Here is a 19,677-nt window from a genome sequence, read left to right on the forward strand (position 1 = left end):
CGGCGCTGTCGCACAACGGCTCAAGCCTTGGGGGTATCGCCTTCGTCGTCTTGATCGGTCTCTTCGCTACGCGCCCAGAAGAAACGGTCGGGGAAATGGCGTCCCATGCCCGGGCGGAATGCGTTCTCCAGGACCTGCTGCAGATACTCTTGCGCTTCACTGACGGCTTCTGGCACGGCGAGGCCGTTGGCGAGCATCGCGGTGACGGCGGCCGCCAACGTGTCGATGGCGCCGGCGACGTTGTGCGGCGGCCGGTCCCACGCGTCCTCGCGCACGACGCCACCCTCGGTGTAGAGCGTGTGCGTGAATTGCGGTGCGTTATTGTCGCTCACCAGAATGAACTCGCAGCCGTTTTCCAACAGGATGGCAACCGCGTCGTCGAGCGAAAGGTTTTCGTTCTCCGTGACGGTCTGTGCCAGCGCGATGGCATTGGCTGGGCTCACCACGAGCACGCTGGCCTGCGGCACGAGCAGACTGGCCGTGGCCTCGCGCAACTCGTCGGCCGAGAGCAGGTGCTCGCCGGCCAGGCCGAAGTCGGGCGCGACCACCAGGGGCGTCTCGTCGTAATCGGCCACGATCTCGGCAATGGCCGCGACGTTCTCCGCATTGACAGCGCTTCCGACCTTGAACGCGGCGACCGGCATGTCTTCGAGCAGCATGCGGGCCTGATCGACGACCCAGTCCGGGTCGACCGGCTGTACGTCGTTGCACGTGCGCGAGTCCTGGGCGGAATAGCCGGTGAGCACCGACACGCCGTAGCCGCCCATGCTCGCGAACGTGAGCAGGTCAGCCTGGACGCCGGTTGCCGAAGTCGGGTCGGAGAGTCCGAAGGTCAGGAGAATGGGAGGGGATTCAGTTTGCATGGAGGCAGGATAGACGGCGATCTGGTCACGCCTTGGGTTCGTTGGTACCATCACGCCTTAAATGCCCGTTTCGGAGCGCTGGAAAGCGTCGTGGGCATCGCCCGCCGGAGAACGAATGCACCGGCAGGTTTCCACGCCACCGTACGACAATTTTGTCCGCGGGGCCCGAAGCGGTTGACAAAGCCATTGTAACGGAACGCTCGTCGCTGAAGAAAGCATGGAATACAAGAGCTGGATGTGCCTCATTTGCGGTTGGATTTACGACGAAGAGGCAGGTTTGCCCGATGAGGGCATCGCGCCCGGCACGCGCTGGGAAGACGTGCCCATCAATTGGACCTGCCCCGAGTGCGGCGCGCGCAAGGAAGATTTCGAGATGGTGCAGATCTGAGGACGGGCGGCCCAGCCGCCGCCTGCTCCTCAAGGTCCTTGCGCGTCCGCCGCATCCACTGCGGTTGTCGCGCGCTCCGAAGTATCGGATGCCCTCGATGCCTCTGATGTACCCGATCGCCGTTTCACCGTCGTTACGGCATGGCGCTCGACGATCTGCCCGGCCTTTGGCCGGGACGGTCACGCAGCGGACTTCCCGCCCAAATTCACGAAGACCGGCCGTATGGCCAGGAGATGGCCTATGGTGACGCCGCAAACGCCTTCCGACACCACCATCAACACGCCCCAAACGTCCGCGCGCGAGACTCGCGACACGCCCTTGTGGCGTTTGCCCGAAGTGGCAGACGCGCTGACCGAGGCATCCGACGCCTGGTCGAACGGTCCGGCGGCCTCGCTCGGCCCGCTGCGACGGGCCAACCGTTTGCTCCAGTCGAGCGGCCACGCCGATTGGGCGCTGCACGGCGAGCGCCTTGTGCAGGCGATCGCCGAAGCGGCCTATGGGCAGCCGGCCAGCCAGGACACCCAGCGCAATGCCCTGCGTCAGTTCGAACGCGACATCTGGCAGGCGGGGACGGCATCGGGTTCATCCCCTGTGGCGGCCGATGATGCCCCTCGCGCTTCCGAACATTGGCCAGGCGCGCCGTCGCTGGGTGAGCTTCGTATGGCAGGCTGGCCGGCCGCGCACCCACGCTTGGACGGTCTGCCGGCGGGCACGGCACCGTTGCGAGCGGACGTCGAGCGTGTGCTGTTGCGACTGCTGCGTCCCGACGCGCAGGCCACCGACACCACGGCGGCCCTCGGTGAACTGGCTGATCTGGCGGCCGATCTCCACCGTGCGGGGGGGACGGCGCCGCTCGACTACTGGCGTCTGGCGGCTGCATGGCTGCGATTTGCCCGTGCGCCGTTGAGTCTGGCCGACAAGCGCCAGATTGGCCGGATGAATATGGCGTTACGCAAGCAATTGACACGTGCTGTTGTGCCGGAGGGCGGGGCCCCTGCCGCAACGCCTTCGTCTGCCACGGCGGGCGTCGGCGCAAAGGGCGTGAACGAGGCCATTCCCGGCCACGATCTGCTCGAGGCGCTCGCCACGTGGCATGCACAAGCCCCGGATCGCTGGCTGGGCGCGCTGCTGACCGATTTCGGCGTACTGCGACATCCCGGCCATCTGCCCGAACCGCTGGTCGATGCCGCACAGGTCGGGCAGAAGCAGGGCACGGGAAGCAGTTCGCGCGATTGGCTGCGCATTGGGCCGCTGGCGGTACGGCAGGACGTCTGCCAGACGTTCCTGAGCCTGGCGGACGAGGCGCTGCCCAATCTGAACGATCCGGCGGTGGCGGCGAAGGTGGCGCAATACTCGGCGGGCATCGGGCTGGCACCGGTCGCGCGGCTCGCGGCGGCGGTGGCGGCCACCGGCGAGCGGCTTGCCGCCTCGCCGCCGGCGGAGCCAGGGGGGCCGGCGGCGCTGGCGATGACGGTCAAGGCGTTGCGCGGCATGCTGCATCAGTTTGCCGCCGATACTTATCCGGAGTCGCGGCCCGACCTGATCGCGGAAATGGCGATGTGGCGCGAGCGTGCGCTGGACGCCAGCGTATTCGGACAGCGGCTCGTCACCGGGCGCGACGTTCCGTGATAAAGTCGGCGCAAAGGCTGCCATTGGCAGCTGATGGCCGTATCACGATGCGGAAAAAGTTCGTCTGCTGACCCGCAGCACCCGCTGCGCAAGGCAACACCCGGGCAGCAGACCGTCAAACAGCTTCCGATAAACTTTGGCCCTATGCCGAACGACCGTATCAACCTCACGAATCAATTCCTCATCGCCATGCCGGGCATGGCCGATCCGACGTTTTCCGGTACCGTCGTGTACCTGTGTGAACACAGCGAAAAAGGGGCGATCGGGCTGGTCATCAATCGTCCCACCGACATCGATCTGCAGTCGCTCTTCGAGCGGCTCGATCTCAAGCTGGAAATCGATCCCCTCGCGCATCAGCCAGTGTTTTTCGGCGGGCCGGTGCAGACCGAGCGCGGCTTCGTGCTGCATGAGTCGACCGGCGCGCCCTATAGCTCCTCGCTGTCGGTGCCGGGCGGTCTCGAAATGACAACCTCGAAAGACGTGCTCGAAGCCGTCGCGAATGGTCAGGGACCGCATCGTTTCCTGCTGACGCTGGGACATTCGGGTTGGGGCGCCGGGCAGCTGGAAGACGAGATCGGCCGCAACGGCTGGCTGACGGTCGCAGCGGATCCGGGCATCGTGTTCGACGTGCCGCCGGCCGAGCGCTTCGATGCTGCGTTGGCGTTGCTGGGCGTTACCTCGTCGATGCTGTCCGCCGACGCGGGTCACGCATGACGGCTGGCAGTGCCACGGTCCTCGCCTTCGATTACGGCGAGCGCCGAATCGGGGTCGCCATCGGCAATCTGATGTTGCGCGAGGCCAGCGCATTGACCGTCGTGGCCAATCTCAATCGTGAAGTCCGGTTCGCCGAGACCGGTAGGCTCATCGCCGAATGGGAACCCGAACTCATCGTCGTCGGGCTGCCGTGCCATCCGGACGGCACGCCGCACGAGATGACCCAGCAAGCCAAGCGCTTCGGCAACCAACTCAACGGACGATTCAACGTGCCGGTCGTGTGGGTCGACGAGCGTTACTCATCGGTCGCTGCCGCCGCGGCGCTGGCCGAGGCGGGCGTCAAGGTTTCGCAAAAGACATCGCTCGACGCCGAGGCCGCTCGCATCATCCTTCAGCAATATTTCGACGAGCATGTTCCTGTCTGATATCCCGAGCGGCATTCCGCCCGCGCGCCGCCAATGCGACGCCACGCAACGCCGACTCGCCCCGGAGCCCCTGCATGGCTAACGGAATCCTGGGCCGGCGCGGCCACCCGCAGCTAAACCGCAACGGTGAGCTGAAGCATTTGCTGACGGTGGAAGGGCTGCCGCGCGCCGTATTGATGCACATTCTCGACACCGCCACGCAGTTCGTCGGCGTGAACGATGCCGATGTGAAGAAGGTGCCGCTGCTACGCGGCAAGTCGGTCTTCAATCTCTTCTTCGAGAATTCGACACGTACGCGCACGACGTTCGAGATTGCCGCTGCGCGTCTGTCGGCCGATGTGCTGAATCTGAATATCAACGCGTCCTCGACGAGCAAGGGCGAAACGCTGCTCGACACCATCGGCAACCTGTCGGCCATGCACGCGGATCTGTTCGTCGTGCGTCACGCCCAATCGGGCGCACCTTACCTGATCGCGGAGCATTGTGCGCCGCACGTGCATGTCATCAACGCCGGCGACGGGCGTCACGCGCACCCGACGCAAGGCTTGCTCGACATGTACACGATTCGTCATCACAAGGGCGAATTTCAGAATCTGACGGTAGCGATCGTCGGTGACATTCTGCATTCGCGCGTGGCGCGCTCCGACATTCACGCGCTCACCACGCTGGGCGTGCCGGAAGTGCGCGCCATCGGGCCGCGCACGCTGTTGCCCGAGGGCCTAGAGCAACTCGGCGTGCGCGTATTCCACGACATGGATGAAGGGCTGCGCGACGTCGACGTCATCATCATGCTGCGGCTACAAAACGAGCGAATGAGCGGCGCGTTGCTGCCGTCGGCGGCCGAGTATTTCAAATATTACGGCTTGACGCCAGCGCGTCTCGCTTTGGCCAAACCCGACGCCATCGTCATGCATCCCGGACCGATGAACCGCGGTGTGGAAATCGATTCGGCGGTTGCGGACGGTCCGCAGTCGGTCATTCTCGAACAAGTATCGTTCGGCATTGCCGTGCGCATGGCGGCGATGAGTATCGTTGCCGCAACGCACGGGTGAGGGCGCCATGAAACTGCATCTGAAGGGCGGCCGCGTCATCGATCCCTCGACCCGAACCGATCGTGTCCAGGACGTCTTCATCGCGGCGGGCAGCATTGCTGCGCTGGGCATGCCGCCGGCCGACTTCGTCGCTGACCGAACCTTCGACGTGACGGGGCTGGCGGTCATGCCCGGGCTGGTCGATTTGGCGGCACGTCGCATGACGGCGGCCAGCGAAGCCGCGGCGGCGCTGGCTGGCGGGGTCACGCGCGTCGTTTGCCCACCCGATACCAACCCTGTGCTCGACGCGCCGGATCTCGTCGAAATGCTGCAGTTGCGCGCCCGTGCCGTGCACCATGCGCAGGTGCATCCGCTGGGCGCCTTGACGGTGGGACTTGCCGGCCGAGAACTCACGGAAATGGCGCAGTTGGCGCGAGCGGGCTGCATCGGACTGTCGCAGGCCAACGCGTCGATCACGGACAACCGCACCTTGTTGCGCGCGATGCAGTACGCGGGCACGTTTGGGCTGACTGTCTGGTTGCGCCCGCAGGACGCCGCGCTGGCGGCCGGCGGCGTGGCGGCCAGCGGTGCCGTTGCCTCTCGTCTCGGACTGGCGGGCATTCCGGTGGCGGCCGAGACCATCGCGTTGCACACGATTCTGGAACTCGTACGTGTGACGGGCACGCGCGTGCATCTGTGCCGTCTGTCGTCCGCGGCGGGGCTGGCGCTCGTGCGCTCGGCCAAGGCCGAAGGGTTGCCGGTGACGTGCGACGTCGCCGCGCATCATCTCCATCTGAGCGATATGGACATCGGCTATTTTGATGCTCAGTATCGACTCGATCCGCCACTGCGAGGGCAACGTGACCGAGAGGCCATCCGCGACGCCGCGCGCGACGGCACGGTCGATGCCATTTGCTCGGACCATACGCCGCTGGCGGTCGACGCACGCCTCGTCCCGTTTGCCGAAGCCGAGCCGGGCGCGAGCGGCGTGGAGTTGCTCCTGTCGCTGGTGTTGAAGTGGGCCGACGAGTCGCGCGTGCCGCTGGTCGATGCGCTGGCGCGGGTGACGTACGGGCCGGGACAGCGGGTTGCGACGGTGGCCCCGGGGGCGGGCCGGCTTGCGCCGGGACAACCGGCAGACCTATGTGTGTTTGCACCGTCGGCACACTGGACGGTGTCCGCGCAGCAGATGCGCAGTGCCGGCCACAACACGCCGTTTCTGGGTTACGAAGTGCCGGGTCGTGTAGGTCTCACGCTGGTGGGTGGCCACGTGGCGCACGAAACCCTCGCCGTCTAGGATGCGATTGTCGTGCTGCTAATCAAAAAAATTCGTCTTGGCTTGCACCTCACACGCGGTCTGCTGACCGCGCTGCTGTTTTTCCCGTTCCTGTCGGAAGCGGCGAAGCATCGTCGCATACGCGCATGGTCGCAAAAGCTGTTGAAGCTGTGCGGCATGCGTCTCGAAGTCGAGCAGCGGGCACCGTTGCCGGACAGCGGCGTGATGCTGCTGTGCAACCACGTGTCGTGGATCGACATCTTCGCGATCAATGCGTGGCAGCCGGTGCGGTTTGTCGCCAAGGCCGAGATTCGCCACTGGCCGTTGGTCGGCTGGCTGTGCGTGCAGACGCGCACCATCTTCCTGCAACGTGAGCGCCGTGCCGACGCCCGCCGCATCATGCATTACCTGTCCGATTGCCTGCGCGATGGGGACATCATCACCGTCTTCCCCGAAGGCACGACCACGGACGGTCGAAGCTTGTTGCCGTTCCACGCCAATCTGCTGCAAGCGCCGGTGGCTACTTCCAGGCCGGTGCAGCCGCTGTGTCTGTTCTATACCGATGCCGAGAGCGGGCGCCATACGATGGCGCCGGCGTATATCGGCGAAACGAGTCTGATCGAGTCCATCGATATGATTCTGCGCGCGCCGCCCATGACGGTGCGCTTGTCGGTGGGCGAACCGCAGCATCCGCAAGACGGTCAGCACCGTCGCGAGTTTGCGCTCGGCGCGCAGCGGGCGGTTGGCGATGCCTTGCAAGGGTTTCTGCCCGAGGCAGTGTTGCCGCAGAGCGGCTCGGTCGGCTCGCGTGACTCGGCATTGGGTGACGAAGACGACGATACGGTGCGGGCCGTTCAGGTCTGACGCGTGTCGCGCGACACAAAAAACGGCGCCCGTGGGCGCCGTTATCGTTCGTCAGGGCGATGACCGTAGCGACGCAGACGTCACTCACGAGACGGGCCGCAAGACGTCGCCCACGCGCGATCAATCAATGGCCTTTGCGCTTCTCAGCTTTGTCCGCTTTCGCCGATTTCCCAGCCCTCTCCACCTTTCCAACCTTTCCGATTTTGCCTACGGCGCCTCTATCGGACTTCTCGGCTTTCGCGGCCTTGGGCGCGTCTTGGGTCCTGTCCACCTTTTTGACCTTGTCGCGCGTCTTGTCGTCAGCCAGTGCAAGCGGATCGCGAATCTGCGGGCAGTCGACCTGAACCAGCTCGCGCGCGGCGGGCGCGCTGGCGAGCTTCACCGCGGATAACTGCCCGCCCCAGACGCAGCCCGTATCGAGCGCGAGCAGATTGTCGCGCATGACCAGTCCGAGCGCGGACCAGTGACCGAACGCCACCGTGACATTGGCTGTGCGACGGTTCGGCGTGTCGAACCAGGGCTTCAACTCGTCCGTGGCCGCGTCGGCCCCTTCCTTGATCTTGAAGTCGATGCGCCCGTCCGCTGTGCAAAAGCGCATGCGTGTGAGGGCGTTGATCGTGAGACGTTGACGGTCTTCGTCGCTCAGATCGTCTTGCCACCGATCGGGCTGATTGCCGAACATGCGCGACAGGAACGTTCTCCAGTCCGGGCCACGCAACTGCCGCTCCACGTCGCGAGCGAGCGTGATGACCTGCGCGGCGTCCCATTGTGGGAGCACGCCGGCATGCACCATCAGATGACCCTGTGCGAAATGCGCGAGCGGTCGATGGCGTACCCAGTCGATGAGGGCGTCGCGGTCGGGGGCCTTGAGAATGTCGTCGAGGGTGTCGCTGCCGTGGGTCTGGCGCACACCGGCCGCCACGGCCAGCAGATGAAGATCGTGATTGCCGAGCACGGCCGTGACGCGATCGCCCAGCGCGATGACCTGGCGCAACGTATCGAGCGAGCGCGGCCCGCGATTGACGAGGTCGCCTGCCAGCCAGAGATCCGCGTCCTGAGGCAGGTGCGCGAGCAGTTGTTCAAACGACGTCTGGCAACCCTGCAGGTCGCCGATAGCATAGATGTCACGCATGGCGGAGGTGGCGCTGTCTCGTCTGTCTAGTTGTCCCGATCATGGGGATGGCGGGTGCCGCGGCTTCGCGTCTGCGATGCGTTGCCCTTGGGGCGTTCACTTTTTGAAAATCAGCCAGCGGGGTGCTTTGAAGCGAACGATGCGCAGATACAGCCAGACATACGTCACCATGAAGGCGACGCAGCACAGTGCGAGCACCAGACTGTGTCGCCAGAACACCGTCGCCGGGATCACTGCCAGCAAGCATAGCAGCCAGAGGTACGGAGACGTCAAGGAGTTGCGTTGCGTCAGCGCGCTTGCCGTGCGGGCGCCGACGGCCCAACGCATCAGCCGCTTGTAGACGAGCATGTGCAGGTGCACGCCATCGGGAATGCCGGGCGACATACCGCGCACGAAGCGCTTGCGATAGATTGAGAAACAGACCTCAAAGGCGGGGTAAATCACCATCAGTGCCGGGTACCACGGCGATACCTGCGGGTTGCGCATGACCAACAACACGGCAATTTCGGCCAGCATGAAGCCGATGAAATACGCACCGCCATCGCCGAGAAAGATCAGTCCGCCGGGAAAATTGAAGATGAAGAACCCGAGGATCGCGCCCACCATGATCATTGAGGTAGTGAGCACAACGGGGTCTTGCACCTGAAACCCGACATAGCCGAGCGAGGCGAACATGATCATCGCGACCATCGCGGCGAGCCCGTTGAACCCGTCGATGATGTTGACGGCATTGGCCATGCCGGCCACGCAGAGCACGGTGAGTGGCACCGACACGGCGGCGAGCATCAACGCGCGGTCGGCCAAGCCGATGTCGATGCGCGTGATATGGATGTCGAGCAGAAGCCAGGCCAGCAGCGCGGCGAACATCGTGCAGATGAGACGCACCGTCGGCGTCACTTTCTTGGTCAGGTCTTCGACAAAGCCGGCGAAGAACGCGGGCAGGCCGCAGGCAACGAGCAGGAGGATATTGCGCGAGACGACGGGATACGAGAAACCGAGCGCCGTGGCGGCCACGATCAGGCCCGCCAGAATGCCGACGCCGCCGATGCGCGGCACCGGACGCACGTGAAACTTCTGCACGCCGGCAACATCGCTATCGCCGGAGAAGCGGGCGTGAACGTGCGCATAGCGGACGATCAGGAGCGTCGCGATGAACGACACGAGCAGGGCGATGGCGAGACTCAGCATGATGCGGGGAGGGATCCGAGAATCCGAAAATACTCTGCAATGACGACATGTTCGTCGAATTCGCGCGCTACTTTAGCACGCCCGGCATCGCCCATCCGGACGAGCTGGCGCGCGGGTATCTGGGCCATGTCCCGCAGGCAGGCGGTCAGTGCGGCGGCGTCGCGTGCACGCACGAGCCGGCCGGTCACCCCATCGTTGATCACGTCGCGGCAACCCGGCACATCGCTCGCGACGAGCGGTCGCCCCATCGCGCTGGCTTCGAGTAAGGTGCGCGAGAGGCCCTCACGGTACGACGGCAGTACCACGCAATGCGCATTCGCAATGATGGGCCGGACGTCGCGGGTCGTGCCGAGATACTCGACGACGCCTTCGCGCTGCCAAGCGTCGACCTCGCTGCGTGTGACGGCCGAGGGATTCTCGACATCGGTCGCGCCGAGCATTTGAAAGGTCAGGTGCGGCATCTCGGCGCGTAGGGCACGCGCGGCCTCCACATACTCCAGCACGCCCTTGTCGCGAAGCAGACGGGCGATGAGGAGAAAGCGCATTGGTTCGGGCGGAGCGTCGGCGGGCGAGTTCGATGTCGGCCACGGCGCCTTGGCGAAGTGAGCGAGATCGACACCCTCTCCCGGCAGCAACCGGGTTTTGCCGATCGCAACAAGTCCGCCTTCGACAAACGCCCGATGGTCTTCGGCGTTGAGAAACCAATTCTCGAGCGTATGACGAAACGCGACGCGGTAGAGCTGTCGCGCCAGCCTCGTGGTCAGCGATTCGCGAATGAAGACGTATCCGAGCCCCGTGGTCATCGACACGCACGGAATATGGGCAAGGCGTGCGGCGATCGATCCGTAGATGTTCGGTTTGATCGTGTAGTGGAAGATCACCGCCGGACGAACTTGCCGGTAAAGACAAAAGAGCCGCCACATCAGCCCGAGATCCTGCAGCGGATTTTGTCCCTTGGCGGCCATCGGGACGCGATGGACGACGCAGCCCATTTCGGCGAGCTGCGTGGCGAACGCATCGTCTGGCGCCGCGACGTGCACCGGATGACCCGCCGCCAGCAGCGCGGCAATCGGGCCACGCCGGAAGTTGTAGATCGACCAGAAGGTGTTGGAGCAGAGCAGGACGGGCGATGTCATTGACAGGGTCGTGGTGTAATCAGGAGCGGTTGCGACGCGTTTCGCGCAGACGCGCATAGACCGCGATCCAGCGCGTCACGACTGCATCGAGAGAGTAATGGGTGATGATGCGCTCGCGATTGGCGACGCCGGTCGCGTGACGCGCGCTCGCGCCGGCGCGCAGGTGGCGAATCAGGGCGTCGCCGAGCGCCTGCGCATTGCCTACTGGCACGAGCGTGTTGCCCGAGACGGTGCCGAGGAGTTCACGCACCCCCCCGCAGTCAGTCGACACGACGGGCAAGCCGCTGGCCATCGCCTCGCCAATCACGAGCGGCAATCCTTCCCAGGCGGACGACATCGCGTAGACGTCCGCGGCACACATCCATTGCGCGATGTCGTTGCTACGCCCGAGCAGCGTAATCGCATGGGCCAGCCCGCGTGCGTCCACGAGCGCCTGCATAGCACCGCGTAGCGGCCCGTCTCCGGCGATCGCGAGGCGTGCTTCGGGCACCGCCAGGCGCACGTGCGAGAACGCGTCGATCAGCGTCGGATAGTCCTTCGCTTCAACCATCCGGCCCGCCGCGAAGACGATGAGCGTCGCCGTCGAGGGCAACGTGGACATGGCCGCGCGCCACTGCGACCGAACCTGCTCATCGGGACGGTAGCGATCCGTGTCGATGCCGTTGGGCACGCTCACGATACGTTCCGCCGGCGCGGCGCGTTGCGCAACGAAGGCGGCCACCGCGTCGTCGCTGACGTTCGTCGTCAAATCCGTCCACCGATCCGTCAGCCGATAGGCCAGCATCCGCAGACGTCCGCCTTCATTGCGGCTGTGCGCGCTCGTCACCAGCACCGGCACCGGGGCAAACCACCGAGCCATGCGAGCCAACAGGTTGGCATGCACCATGTGGGCGTGCACGACGTCGGGCTGCCACGCGCGCAGGTGCGCGACGAGGCTTCGCAACGCACACGCGAGGGACCACGGCGTCTTGCCCGCCTTCAATTCAATGAGCGTGAGCCGCGGCGATTCCGGCAAGGCGATGGCACAGGTGCCCGTGAGCGAGATGAGTGCGACATCATGCCCGCGCGCGAGGAAACCCCGGGCGAGATCGGCCACCTGCGTTTCCGCTCCCCCCAATTGCAGACCGGTGACGAACAGGACAATCTTCATCGCGCGCTCCGCGGTGTCGAACCGCCCTCGGCCCATAGCGCTTCCCAATGCGCCGCAATGGCATCCGCGCCGAAGTCCCGCGCGTGGGCGTAGCCCGCCAGGCCAAGTCTGCGTCGCAGGGAGGCGTCGCCGATCAGCCGTTTGAGCCCGCCAGCCAACCCCTCGATATCGCCGTCGTCAATGATCAGACTGTCGACCTCGTCATGCAACAGCGCGCGGGGCCCCGCATCGGCAGCGTAGGCCACGATGGGCACCGCATACGCCTTGGCTTCAATTAACACGAGTCCGAAACTTTCACGTCGCGACGGGAGACAGTAGATCGCCGCCCGCGCATAGTGCTGCGCGATGTCGGCCACGGCGGGCAGCACCTGCACGCTGTCGCCGACCCCGGTGTCGCGCGCTTGCGCGAGCAGCGCGTCGCGCAGCGGGCCATCGCCCACAATACGCACCTGCCAGCCCGGGGCGTCGCGGGCGATACGCGCCCAAGCGTCGATCAGGCGGTCGAAGCCCTTCTCCGGAACCAGGCGCCCGACGGCGAGAATGCCGCCCTCGCTGCTGGGCTCGGGAGGCGCGTCCGGGATCGCAAGGCCCAGCGGATTGGGAAGCGTGACGAACTGCGCCCGGGCGTGGGGATGATGCGTTCGCCACGCGTCGCGGTCGGCGTCAGTGAGCACGACCACGGCGTCGTACCGACGTGCCGCCAGCGCACGCGCCCATCGGCGGGCGCGTCGGCCGAGGTCGCTGGCGTAGGTGCTGTGCTCCCAGGCGATGCGTTGCAGCGGCAATCCGATCGTGGCGGGCACGGTGTAGAGCGCGAGCATCGGGTCGACGTCGATCAGCACATCGATGGCTTGCTCGCGCACGTAGCGCCGCACCTGCCGAACGATGGACACGTAGTGACGCTTGAACGCCAAGCGCTCGGCGAACATCGCATGGTGCGCGACACCGGGCGCCAACGGGAAGACGGGCTTATGGCCCCACAACGACAGCACGTGCACGCGATGCCCGCGCGCCGCAAGCGCGTTCGCGAGCGTGGCCGTCGCGCGTTCGGCGCCGGCGAAGGCCGCGAGCGTACCCGTGAACAGGCAGAGGGAACGGCCGACGTGGTTGTTCGGGGAATGAGACAGCGTCATCGCATCAGTCTCGCCGGAGCAACCAGACACCGAGCACCAGCGCGGCCGCATACCCCGCGCCGTAGCCAAATGCGCCGGCGAGCGCTCCGAAATGCGGGGCCAGGCCGCGCACGACCGCAAAGGCCACCACGGCCGCACATAGCCACTTCGCGATGACCCAGCGTCCGGCGCCGCGACGAATCAGCGTGAGGTTCAGGGCGGCGTCGGCGAACACCAGAATTCCCATGAGCGCCGAGACGCGAAGAATTTGCGCTGACTCCGCGAACCCGGCGCCATAGATCAGGTGCACGATCCAGGGCGCCAGCAGCGCTATCGGCATCGCCAGGCAAGCGCCGGCGGCGACCATCAGCCAAACCGCACGCACGGTATTGCGTCTCGCGGTGGCGTTGTCGAACGTCTGAAAGATCAATTGCGGCGCCAGCGAATTCGCGATGATCGGCGCCACGAGCACGAAGTTTTCCGTGATCTGCATGGCGGCGGCATACGCGCCGAGTTCCGCGAGCGGGATGAGCGGCTTGAGCACAAGCTGGTCGATGCGCTTGAAGAGGATCATGAGCATCAGGCCGCCCCAGAACGTCATGCCGCTCGAGAGCAGGTCGACCAGCAACGTGCGCCGCCAGATCACAGGCGTCTTCGGCGAATGCTTGAAGTAATACCGAACCAGCAGCGCGGCGGCCACGACGGCCTCGACAGCGTAGACGACCGCGAACGCGGCAACGCCCGCGTGCGTCACGAACAGGAGCGCCACGAGGGCGAGTTTGACGCCGAGCCCGCAGAGGTTGGCCGCGACGCTCGGCCGGTTGAACGTGCGTGCCTGCAACCATGCGATGACAATGCCCGCAGGCTCGCGGAACCAGAGCGCCACGCCGAGCCAGAGGGCAATGGCGACCAGCTCGGACTCGGCAAACCCGATGACGTAGATGGCCAACGCTGCGTAGGCGACGGCCGCAGCGGCCAGGCGCAGCACGAAAGCATGGGCGATGACCGTGCGTTGCTCCGCCTCGGTCTTGCCGACCAGTCGCGGCACCACGACCTCGCTGCCGCACAACAGCGTGAGGGACGCGGCGAGGAACACGAGCGATTGCGCGTACTGAAACAGGCCGAACTGCGCGGCGCCGAGACTGCGTGCCAGTAGGCCGGAGACGGCGATGCCACCGACGATCTGCGCGCCGCGCTCGGTCAGCATCCAGAGGATGTTGCGAATGATGGTGCGATAGGGCATGTGGCGCTCGCGCGGCTCACTCGTTCTCAAGTCAAGATAAGCAAAACCGGCCTCGCAAGGCCGGTGCTGGGGGACGTCACACGCTTGTCACGATGCGCGGACACTGATTGTAGGCGATCGCTGACAAGGGTTTGGAGGGAAATGCCGCAGTGCGGCGAAGTCCCGTATAATTTTAGCGTAATGCAGCCGATCCCGGCCGGTCTTCCTGCCGGGATTTCGCGTTTGCTGCGCGCTCGGCGCTGGCTTTCCGGCCGACGCCCCTCGACATTTCCGTTACGTATGGGTTCGCCCAGGCGATACGCCCGGCCCCTCGCGTCGGATGACGACTTTTTCCCTCGCTTCCGAGAGATCCTCCCCCATGACGCAAACCACGCAAGTTTCACCTGCGATTTTCAAGGCATACGACATCCGCGGTATCGTCGGCAAGACCCTGGATGCCAACGTCGCGCACCTGATCGGACGCGCGTTCGGCACGGCGGTGCGTCGCGAAGGCGGCAACGCGGTCGTGGTCGGTCGCGACGGCCGTCTGTCCGGACCCGAACTGGTCGGCGCGCTCTCAGACGGCCTGCGCGCCGCCGGTGTCGATGTGGTCGATATCGGCGTCGTCGTTACGCCGATGGTGTATTTCGCGACGAACGTCACACTGCATGGCCGCATCGTCGACTCCGGCATCATGGTCACGGGTAGCCACAACCCGCCCGACTACAACGGTTTCAAGATGGTCTTGCGCGGTCGGGCGATCTACGGCGATGCCATTCAGGACCTCGCCACGCTGATCGGCCAGCAGGACTTCGAGACGGGGCAGGGCACGTACACGGCCGACGAGATCGGTGAGTCGTATCGCGCGCGCATCGCGGGCGACGTGCATCTGGCGCGTCCGATGAAGATCGCGGTGGACTGCGGCAACGGTGTGGCGGGCGCTTACGCCCCGGCGCTGTTCCAGATGCTCGGCTGCGATGTCATCGAGCTGTTCTGCGAGGTCGACGGCACGTTCCCGAACCATCACCCGGATCCCGCCCATCCGGAGAACCTCCAGGATCTGATCCGCACGCTGCAGACGACCGATGCCGAGATCGGCCTCGCGTTCGACGGCGACGGCGACCGTCTCGGCGTAGTCACCAAGGACGGTCAGATCATCTATCCGGATCGCCAGTTGATGCTCTTCGCCGCCGAGGTGCTGAGCCGCCATCCGGGCGAGAAGATCATCTACGACGTGAAGTGCACCCGCAACCTCGCGGATTGGGTGCAAAAGCACGGCGGCGAGCCGCTGATGTGGAAGACAGGGCACTCGCTGGTCAAGGCCAAGCTCAAGGAGACGGGCGCACCGCTCGCGGGCGAGATGAGCGGCCACGTGTTCTTCAAAGACCGCTGGTACGGTTTCGACGACGGCCTGTACACGGGCGCGCGTCTGCTTGAAATCCTGTCGAAGGCAGCCGATCCGAGCGCGGTGCTCAATGCGCTACCCAACTCGATTTCGACGCCCGAGCTGCAGATCCCGCTGGCCGAAGGCGAGAACTTCGCGTTGATCGACAAGCTGCGCGAGACCGCCAAGTTCGACGGAGCGCGGGACATCGTCAAGATCGACGGCGTGCGTGTCGAATATGCGGATGGTTTCGGTCTGGCCCGTTCGTCGAACACCACGCCGGTCGTCGTGCTGCGCTTCGAGGCCGACAGCGATGCGGCCATCGCGCGCATTCAAGACGACTTCCGCCGCGCCATCCTGGCCGTGAAACCCGACGCCAAGCTGCCGTTCTGAGGCGAGGCCTGGGGGTCCCAGCGCCGGGCAACCGGCGCGGGACGTCTTAAGGGATACCTGATGGGCGTCGAGTGGACGCCACAAGATACGCCGTAAGGGGACCGCTGCAAGAACGGCGCAATCAACGCTGTTCGGCGGGCCGGGTCGGGGTAAAATCGCGGTTTTGCTCACGAGGCCCGGCCGAACCGCCGGGGCGTGCGGTTGCAGGTTCTGATCGTCAAAGTCTCGTCGCTCGGCGACGTCGTCCATAACATGCCCGTGGTGCAGGACATTGTGCGCCACCATCCCGACGCCCAGATCGACTGGGTGGTGGAAGAGGGCTTCGTCGACCTCGTCAAACTCGTGCGCGGGGTGCGCCGGGTCATTCCTTTCGCGTTGCGCCGCTGGCGCAAGCAGCCGCTCGCCGCACGCACGTGGCAGGAGATCGGCGCCTTTCGCCGCGCCTTGCGCGAAACCCCTTACGACTACGTGATCGACACGCAGGGTCTGATCAAGACTGGCTGGATCGCGCGCACGGCACGCGGCGCCGTGTGGGGGTTGGGCAACCGGACCGAAGGGGCCAGCTACGAGTGGCCGGTGCGTTACCTCTACCGGCATACCGTGCGCATCGAGCCGCACACGCATGTGGTTACGCGCTCGCGGCTGCTGGTGGCCGAAGCGATGGGGTTCAAGGTAACCGACGAGATCGACTTCGGCATTGCCACCGAGCGCGCCGACCACAGCCAGTGTCCGGACTATCCGTATGCGGTGTTCGTGCACGCCACGTCGCGCGACGACAAAACGTGGCCGGAAGACGACTGGATTGCGCTGGGTCGCGATCTGGCGTCGCAAGGGTTGCGGATCGTATTGCCGTGGGGCAGTGCGGCGGAGCGCGAGGTCTCGCTGCGACTGGCCACCGCGCTGGGTGACGACGCCTGGGTGCCGCCGAAGATGAATCTGTCGCAGGTCGTTGGCCTCATCGATCGCGGCGCGATCACCGTTGGCGTGGATACGGGGCTGGTGCATATTGCCGCAGCACTGAACCGTCCCACCATCGAGTTATACAATTTCAGCACCGCGTGGCGCACCGGCGGATTCTGGTCGCCGCGCATTGTCAATCTTGGCGACGCCGCGCACAAGCCAACGCTCGCGCAAGTCCGCGACGCCGTGCGCCAGCTCGCACCGTCGCTGCGGCCTGTGCCGAGCGGCGACGGCGCGCCCCGGGAGGACCGAAGCGCATGAGCCAAATGAATGAAAGCGGCCAGATCGTTACCGTGGAATCCGGCGACTGGCAGGCAGGGCAACTGTCGGTGCCGCGCGAGACGCTGGTGGCCGATGTCGAGGCCGGCAAGGTGCTGTATTTCCCGCACCTGGCCTTCGCGATCGATGCCGCGGAGCAGCGCCTGCTCGATCCGGCCATTGCCGATCCGAAGCGCAAGAACATCAGCCTCGATCCCAAGTCCGACGTGCTGGTCGGCGTGGCCGCCGACGACAGCACGCAGCGCGCCGTCCATGCGCTGGTCAAGCGTTACTACACGCAGGCGTGCAGCCTGATCGACGGTCTGTTGCCCGAGTATCGCGGCAAGTTGCGCGCGGCGCCCACGAGCCTGCGTCTGCATCGCGTTGAAACGCGCCAGACGTCGTGGCGCAAGGACGACAGCCGACTGCACGTCGACGCCTTTCCGTCGCGCCCGAACTACGGCGAGCGCATTCTGCGCGTGTTCACCAATGTCAACCCGGCAGGGCAGCCGCGCGTCTGGCGTGTGGGCGAGCCGTTCGAAACGGTGGCCAAACGCTTCCTGCCGAAAGTGCCTACCCAATGGCCGGGCTCCGCTTGGTTGCAGAACGCGGTAGGCATCACCAAGCGTGAACGCAGCGGCTACGACCACATCATGCTGCATCTGCACGACGGCATGAAAGCCGACATGGACTACCAGCGCGACGCCGAACAGCAGACCATGCCGTTCCCGCCGGGCAGTGTGTGGATCTGCTTCTCGGACCAGACGTCGCATGCGGTGATGTCGGGCCAGTTCATGATGGAGCAGACCTTCTTCCTTCCCGCCGAAGCGATGGTGCACCCCGAGTGCTCGCCGCTGGCGGTTTTGCAACGTCTCACGCATCGGGCGCTCATCTGAATGTTGCTGCGTCTCGTCTATCGCGCGCTCTGGTGGATCGTCGCGCCGCTGGCCGTGGTGCGGCTATGGTGGCGCGGCCGCTTCGAGCCCGGATACCGTCGTCACATCGGCGAACGCTTCGGGTTTTACGACGCGCCGCCCTACACCGGTCGCCCGCTGATCTGGGTGCACGCCGTCTCCGTTGGCGAGACGCGCGCCGCGCAGCCGCTCATCGATGCACTGCTCGAGCGCTATCCATCGCACGGCATCCTGCTCACGCACATGACGCCCACCGGACGCGCGACCGGGGAGACGCTGTTCGGCGATCGCGTGCTGCGCTGCTATCTGCCGTACGACATGGTCGGGCCGATCCAACGCTTCCTGAAGCAATGGCGGCCGAGTGTCGGCGTGGTCATGGAGACGGAAGTCTGGCCGAATCTGATCTTCACCTGCCGCGAGCGCGGCGTGCCGCTGGTGCTGACCAACGCGCGGATGTCGGCGCGCTCGTTCCGGCGTGCAGCGCGCTTCGGCGATGCGGCCAAGCCTGTCTTCGGCGGATTCAGCCGCGTGTTTGCGCAGAGCGATGCCGATGCCGAACGTTTGCGCATGCTGGGCGCGAACGACGTCGACGTGATGGGCAACCTCAAGTTCGACATGACGCCACCGCCCGCGCAGCTTGCGCTGGGGGCGCGCTGGCGCGAGCGTTTCGGCGAGCGCAAGGTCTGGCTGGCCGCGAGTACGCGCGACGGCGAGGAGTCGCTGGTGCTTCAGGCGCGCGCCATGTTGGCGGCGTCCTCGGAGGTGGGGCGGCGTTCGTTGCTGGTGCTCGTGCCGCGACATCCACAGCGCTTCGACGAGGTGGCCGAGATGCTGGATCGAGTGCGAATTCACTACGTTCGTCGCAGCACATGGGCTGACGACGACACGTCGCTGCCCGCGGATGTCGATGTGGTTCTCGGCGATTCGATGGGGGAGATGGCCGCGTATTTCTCGGCGGCGGACGTCGCGTTCATTGGCGGCAGCCTGCTGCCGCTGGGCGGTCAGAACCTGATCGAAGCCTGTGCGGCGGGCACGCCGGTCGTCTTCGGTCCGCACATGTTCAATTTCACGCAGGCCAGCGAGAACGCATTGACGGCGGGCGCCGCGCGACGGGTGAGCGACGCCGGTGACCTTGCGACGGCACTGGCCGAGTTGCTGGTCGACGACGACCGGCGGCTCGCGATGCGCACGGCCGCCATGTTGTTCGCGAAACAGCATCAGGGCGCGACCGCGCGTACCGTCACCGCGCTGGGGCGTTGGCTCGACGCGGGCCTTGCCGTCCCGCAGGACTGACGTCGCGCAGGTTCAGTAGGTCGGCATCGACGGGTCGACCTGGCGCGCCCAGGCATCGATTCCGCCGTCCAGATTAAACAGTTGGGTAAAGCCTTGTTGTTCCAGGAACATCGCGGCGCGAGCGCTGCGCATGCCGTGATGGCAGATGCACACGATCGGCGCTTCGGCGTCGAGTTCCGTCAGACGGGCGGGCACGTCGCCAAGCGGTACGTTCCGGCTCTCGGCGATGCGGCAGGTCTGCACCTCCCAATCTTCACGCACGTCGAGAAGCGTGGGTTGGCCGCGCTCCCCGTCAGCGAGCCACTGGGCCAATTGCGCCGGTGTAATGTTTTGCATGATGGTCGT

The 19,677-nt window shown here is 65.6% G+C and carries 18 protein-coding genes and 1 pseudogene; 11 read left to right on the forward strand and 8 right to left on the reverse strand.

Annotated features, from left to right (window positions below):
• Positions 1-20 precede the first annotated feature (20 nt).
• The gene (locus PanNE5_RS10735) at positions 21-863 is read right to left on the reverse strand and encodes a hydroxymethylpyrimidine/phosphomethylpyrimidine kinase (protein WP_017232942.1); all 843 of its coding nucleotides are present in this window, start codon (positions 861-863) and stop codon (positions 21-23) included.
• 217 nt (positions 864-1,080) lie between these two features.
• Here PanNE5_RS10735 and PanNE5_RS10740 point away from each other — a divergent pair, with 217 nt between their 5' ends.
• The 7 genes and pseudogenes from PanNE5_RS10740 (at position 1,081) to PanNE5_RS10770 (ending at position 7,190) form a co-directional block, all read left to right on the forward strand.
• Entirely contained in the window at positions 1,081-1,251 is a 171-nt protein-coding gene (locus PanNE5_RS10740; RefSeq protein WP_006400971.1) for a rubredoxin, read from the forward strand.
• A 240-nt stretch (positions 1,252-1,491) separates the two neighbouring features.
• The gene (locus tag PanNE5_RS10745) at positions 1,492-2,880 is read left to right on the forward strand and encodes a hypothetical protein (RefSeq protein WP_261939732.1); all 1,389 of its coding nucleotides are present in this window, start codon (positions 1,492-1,494) and stop codon (positions 2,878-2,880) included.
• Positions 2,881-3,024: 144 nt separating this feature from the next.
• On the forward strand, positions 3,025-3,594 hold the full coding sequence (locus PanNE5_RS10750) for a YqgE/AlgH family protein (protein WP_017232134.1): 570 nt from the start codon (positions 3,025-3,027) through the stop codon (positions 3,592-3,594).
• Positions 3,591-4,019: a Holliday junction resolvase RuvX gene (gene ruvX / locus PanNE5_RS10755; protein WP_017232133.1), complete on the forward strand. Its 429-nt coding sequence runs from the start codon at positions 3,591-3,593 to the stop codon at positions 4,017-4,019. The genes PanNE5_RS10750 and ruvX overlap by 4 nt, the downstream gene beginning before the upstream one ends.
• Positions 4,020-4,117: 98 nt before the next feature.
• Positions 4,118-5,071, forward strand: a pseudogene (locus PanNE5_RS10760) (aspartate carbamoyltransferase catalytic subunit); the annotation flags it as partial.
• Positions 5,072-5,078: 7 nt separating this feature from the next.
• Entirely contained in the window at positions 5,079-6,347 is a 1,269-nt protein-coding gene (locus PanNE5_RS10765; protein WP_026131631.1) for a dihydroorotase, read from the forward strand.
• Between the two features lie 12 nt (positions 6,348-6,359).
• Complete coding sequence (locus PanNE5_RS10770) at positions 6,360-7,190, forward strand: lysophospholipid acyltransferase family protein (protein ID WP_017232130.1); 831 nt, start codon at positions 6,360-6,362, stop codon at positions 7,188-7,190.
• 124 nt (positions 7,191-7,314) lie between these two features.
• On the opposite strand, the gene PanNE5_RS10775 is transcribed toward PanNE5_RS10770, so the two are convergent.
• The 6 genes from PanNE5_RS10775 to PanNE5_RS10800 all read right to left on the reverse strand — a co-directional run bounded on the left by PanNE5_RS10775 (position 7,315) and on the right by PanNE5_RS10800 (position 14,151).
• A complete protein-coding gene (locus tag PanNE5_RS10775) occupies positions 7,315-8,322 on the reverse strand; it encodes a symmetrical bis(5'-nucleosyl)-tetraphosphatase (RefSeq protein ID WP_315973481.1) in 1,008 nt (335 codons plus the stop codon).
• A gap of 96 nt (positions 8,323-8,418) precedes the next feature.
• Positions 8,419-9,510 (reverse strand): MraY family glycosyltransferase, encoded by a 1,092-nt coding sequence (locus tag PanNE5_RS10780; RefSeq protein WP_017232128.1) that lies wholly within the window; start codon positions 9,508-9,510, stop codon positions 8,419-8,421.
• Positions 9,504-10,646, reverse strand: coding sequence for a glycosyltransferase family 4 protein (locus PanNE5_RS10785; protein ID WP_017232127.1), 1,143 nt, complete (start codon positions 10,644-10,646; stop codon positions 9,504-9,506). Before PanNE5_RS10785 ends, PanNE5_RS10780 begins: the two co-directional genes overlap by 7 nt.
• 19 nt (positions 10,647-10,665) lie before the next feature.
• Positions 10,666-11,796 carry a glycosyltransferase gene (locus PanNE5_RS10790; protein WP_261939733.1) on the reverse strand — a complete coding sequence of 377 codons (1,131 nt, stop codon included), beginning with the start codon at positions 11,794-11,796 and terminating at the stop codon, positions 10,666-10,668.
• Positions 11,793-12,929, reverse strand: a complete 1,137-nt coding sequence (locus tag PanNE5_RS10795; protein ID WP_261939734.1) for a glycosyltransferase family 4 protein — start codon at positions 12,927-12,929, stop codon at positions 11,793-11,795. The genes PanNE5_RS10790 and PanNE5_RS10795 overlap by 4 nt, the downstream gene beginning before the upstream one ends.
• Positions 12,930-12,933: 4 nt before the next feature.
• Complete coding sequence (locus PanNE5_RS10800) at positions 12,934-14,151, reverse strand: oligosaccharide flippase family protein (RefSeq protein ID WP_261939735.1); 1,218 nt, start codon at positions 14,149-14,151, stop codon at positions 12,934-12,936.
• A gap of 358 nt (positions 14,152-14,509) precedes the next feature.
• On the opposite strand from PanNE5_RS10800, the gene PanNE5_RS10805 reads away from it, so the two are divergent.
• The 4 genes from PanNE5_RS10805 to waaA all read left to right on the forward strand — a co-directional run bounded on the left by PanNE5_RS10805 (position 14,510) and on the right by waaA (position 19,332).
• Complete coding sequence (locus tag PanNE5_RS10805; RefSeq protein ID WP_017232124.1) at positions 14,510-15,907, forward strand: phosphomannomutase/phosphoglucomutase; 1,398 nt, start codon at positions 14,510-14,512, stop codon at positions 15,905-15,907.
• A gap of 252 nt (positions 15,908-16,159) precedes the next feature.
• A complete protein-coding gene (gene waaC / locus PanNE5_RS10810) occupies positions 16,160-17,128 on the forward strand; it encodes a lipopolysaccharide heptosyltransferase I (protein ID WP_232424512.1) in 969 nt (322 codons plus the stop codon).
• 5 nt (positions 17,129-17,133) lie between these two features.
• Positions 17,134-18,021, forward strand: coding sequence for a Kdo hydroxylase family protein (locus PanNE5_RS10815; protein WP_026131630.1), 888 nt, complete (start codon positions 17,134-17,136; stop codon positions 18,019-18,021).
• Positions 18,022-18,024: 3 nt separating this feature from the next.
• Positions 18,025-19,332 (forward strand): lipid IV(A) 3-deoxy-D-manno-octulosonic acid transferase, encoded by a 1,308-nt coding sequence (waaA, locus tag PanNE5_RS10820; RefSeq protein WP_261939834.1) that lies wholly within the window; start codon positions 18,025-18,027, stop codon positions 19,330-19,332.
• Positions 19,333-19,344: 12 nt separating this feature from the next.
• On the opposite strand, the gene PanNE5_RS10825 is transcribed toward waaA, so the two are convergent.
• A complete protein-coding gene (locus tag PanNE5_RS10825; RefSeq protein WP_017232120.1) occupies positions 19,345-19,668 on the reverse strand; it encodes a rhodanese-like domain-containing protein in 324 nt (107 codons plus the stop codon).
• Positions 19,669-19,677: the final 9 nt, after the last annotated feature.

This window comes from Pandoraea sp. NE5 (assembly GCF_024363545.1).
In the GTDB taxonomy this organism is placed as follows: Bacteria; Pseudomonadota; Gammaproteobacteria; order Burkholderiales; family Burkholderiaceae; genus Pandoraea; species Pandoraea cepalis.

Excerpts from the sequence above, each read along its gene's own strand:
- PanNE5_RS10790 (WP_261939733.1), bottom strand. The coding sequence starts at position 11,796 with ATGAAGATTGTCCTGTTCGTCACCGGTCTGCAATTGGGGGGAGCGGAA.
- PanNE5_RS10765 (WP_026131631.1), top strand. The coding sequence starts at position 5,079 with ATGAAACTGCATCTGAAGGGCGGCCGCGTCATCGATCCCTCGACCCGA.
- PanNE5_RS10735 (WP_017232942.1), bottom strand. The coding sequence starts at position 863 with ATGCAAACTGAATCCCCTCCCATTCTCCTGACCTTCGGACTCTCCGAC.
- PanNE5_RS10780 (WP_017232128.1), bottom strand. The coding sequence starts at position 9,510 with ATGCTGAGTCTCGCCATCGCCCTGCTCGTGTCGTTCATCGCGACGCTC.
- PanNE5_RS10795 (WP_261939734.1), bottom strand. The coding sequence starts at position 12,929 with ATGACGCTGTCTCATTCCCCGAACAACCACGTCGGCCGTTCCCTCTGC.
- PanNE5_RS10800 (WP_261939735.1), bottom strand. The coding sequence starts at position 14,151 with ATGCCCTATCGCACCATCATTCGCAACATCCTCTGGATGCTGACCGAG.
- PanNE5_RS10805 (WP_017232124.1), top strand. The coding sequence starts at position 14,510 with ATGACGCAAACCACGCAAGTTTCACCTGCGATTTTCAAGGCATACGAC.
- PanNE5_RS10785 (WP_017232127.1), bottom strand. The coding sequence starts at position 10,646 with ATGACATCGCCCGTCCTGCTCTGCTCCAACACCTTCTGGTCGATCTAC.
- PanNE5_RS10750 (WP_017232134.1), top strand. The coding sequence starts at position 3,025 with ATGCCGAACGACCGTATCAACCTCACGAATCAATTCCTCATCGCCATG.
- ruvX (WP_017232133.1), top strand. The coding sequence starts at position 3,591 with ATGACGGCTGGCAGTGCCACGGTCCTCGCCTTCGATTACGGCGAGCGC.
- PanNE5_RS10745 (WP_261939732.1), top strand. The coding sequence starts at position 1,492 with ATGGTGACGCCGCAAACGCCTTCCGACACCACCATCAACACGCCCCAA.
- PanNE5_RS10815 (WP_026131630.1), top strand. The coding sequence starts at position 17,134 with ATGAATGAAAGCGGCCAGATCGTTACCGTGGAATCCGGCGACTGGCAG.
- PanNE5_RS10740 (WP_006400971.1), top strand. The coding sequence starts at position 1,081 with ATGGAATACAAGAGCTGGATGTGCCTCATTTGCGGTTGGATTTACGAC.
- PanNE5_RS10825 (WP_017232120.1), bottom strand. The coding sequence starts at position 19,668 with ATGCAAAACATTACACCGGCGCAATTGGCCCAGTGGCTCGCTGACGGG.
- PanNE5_RS10775 (WP_315973481.1), bottom strand. The coding sequence starts at position 8,322 with ATGCGTGACATCTATGCTATCGGCGACCTGCAGGGTTGCCAGACGTCG.
- waaC (WP_232424512.1), top strand. The coding sequence starts at position 16,160 with ATGCCCGTGGTGCAGGACATTGTGCGCCACCATCCCGACGCCCAGATC.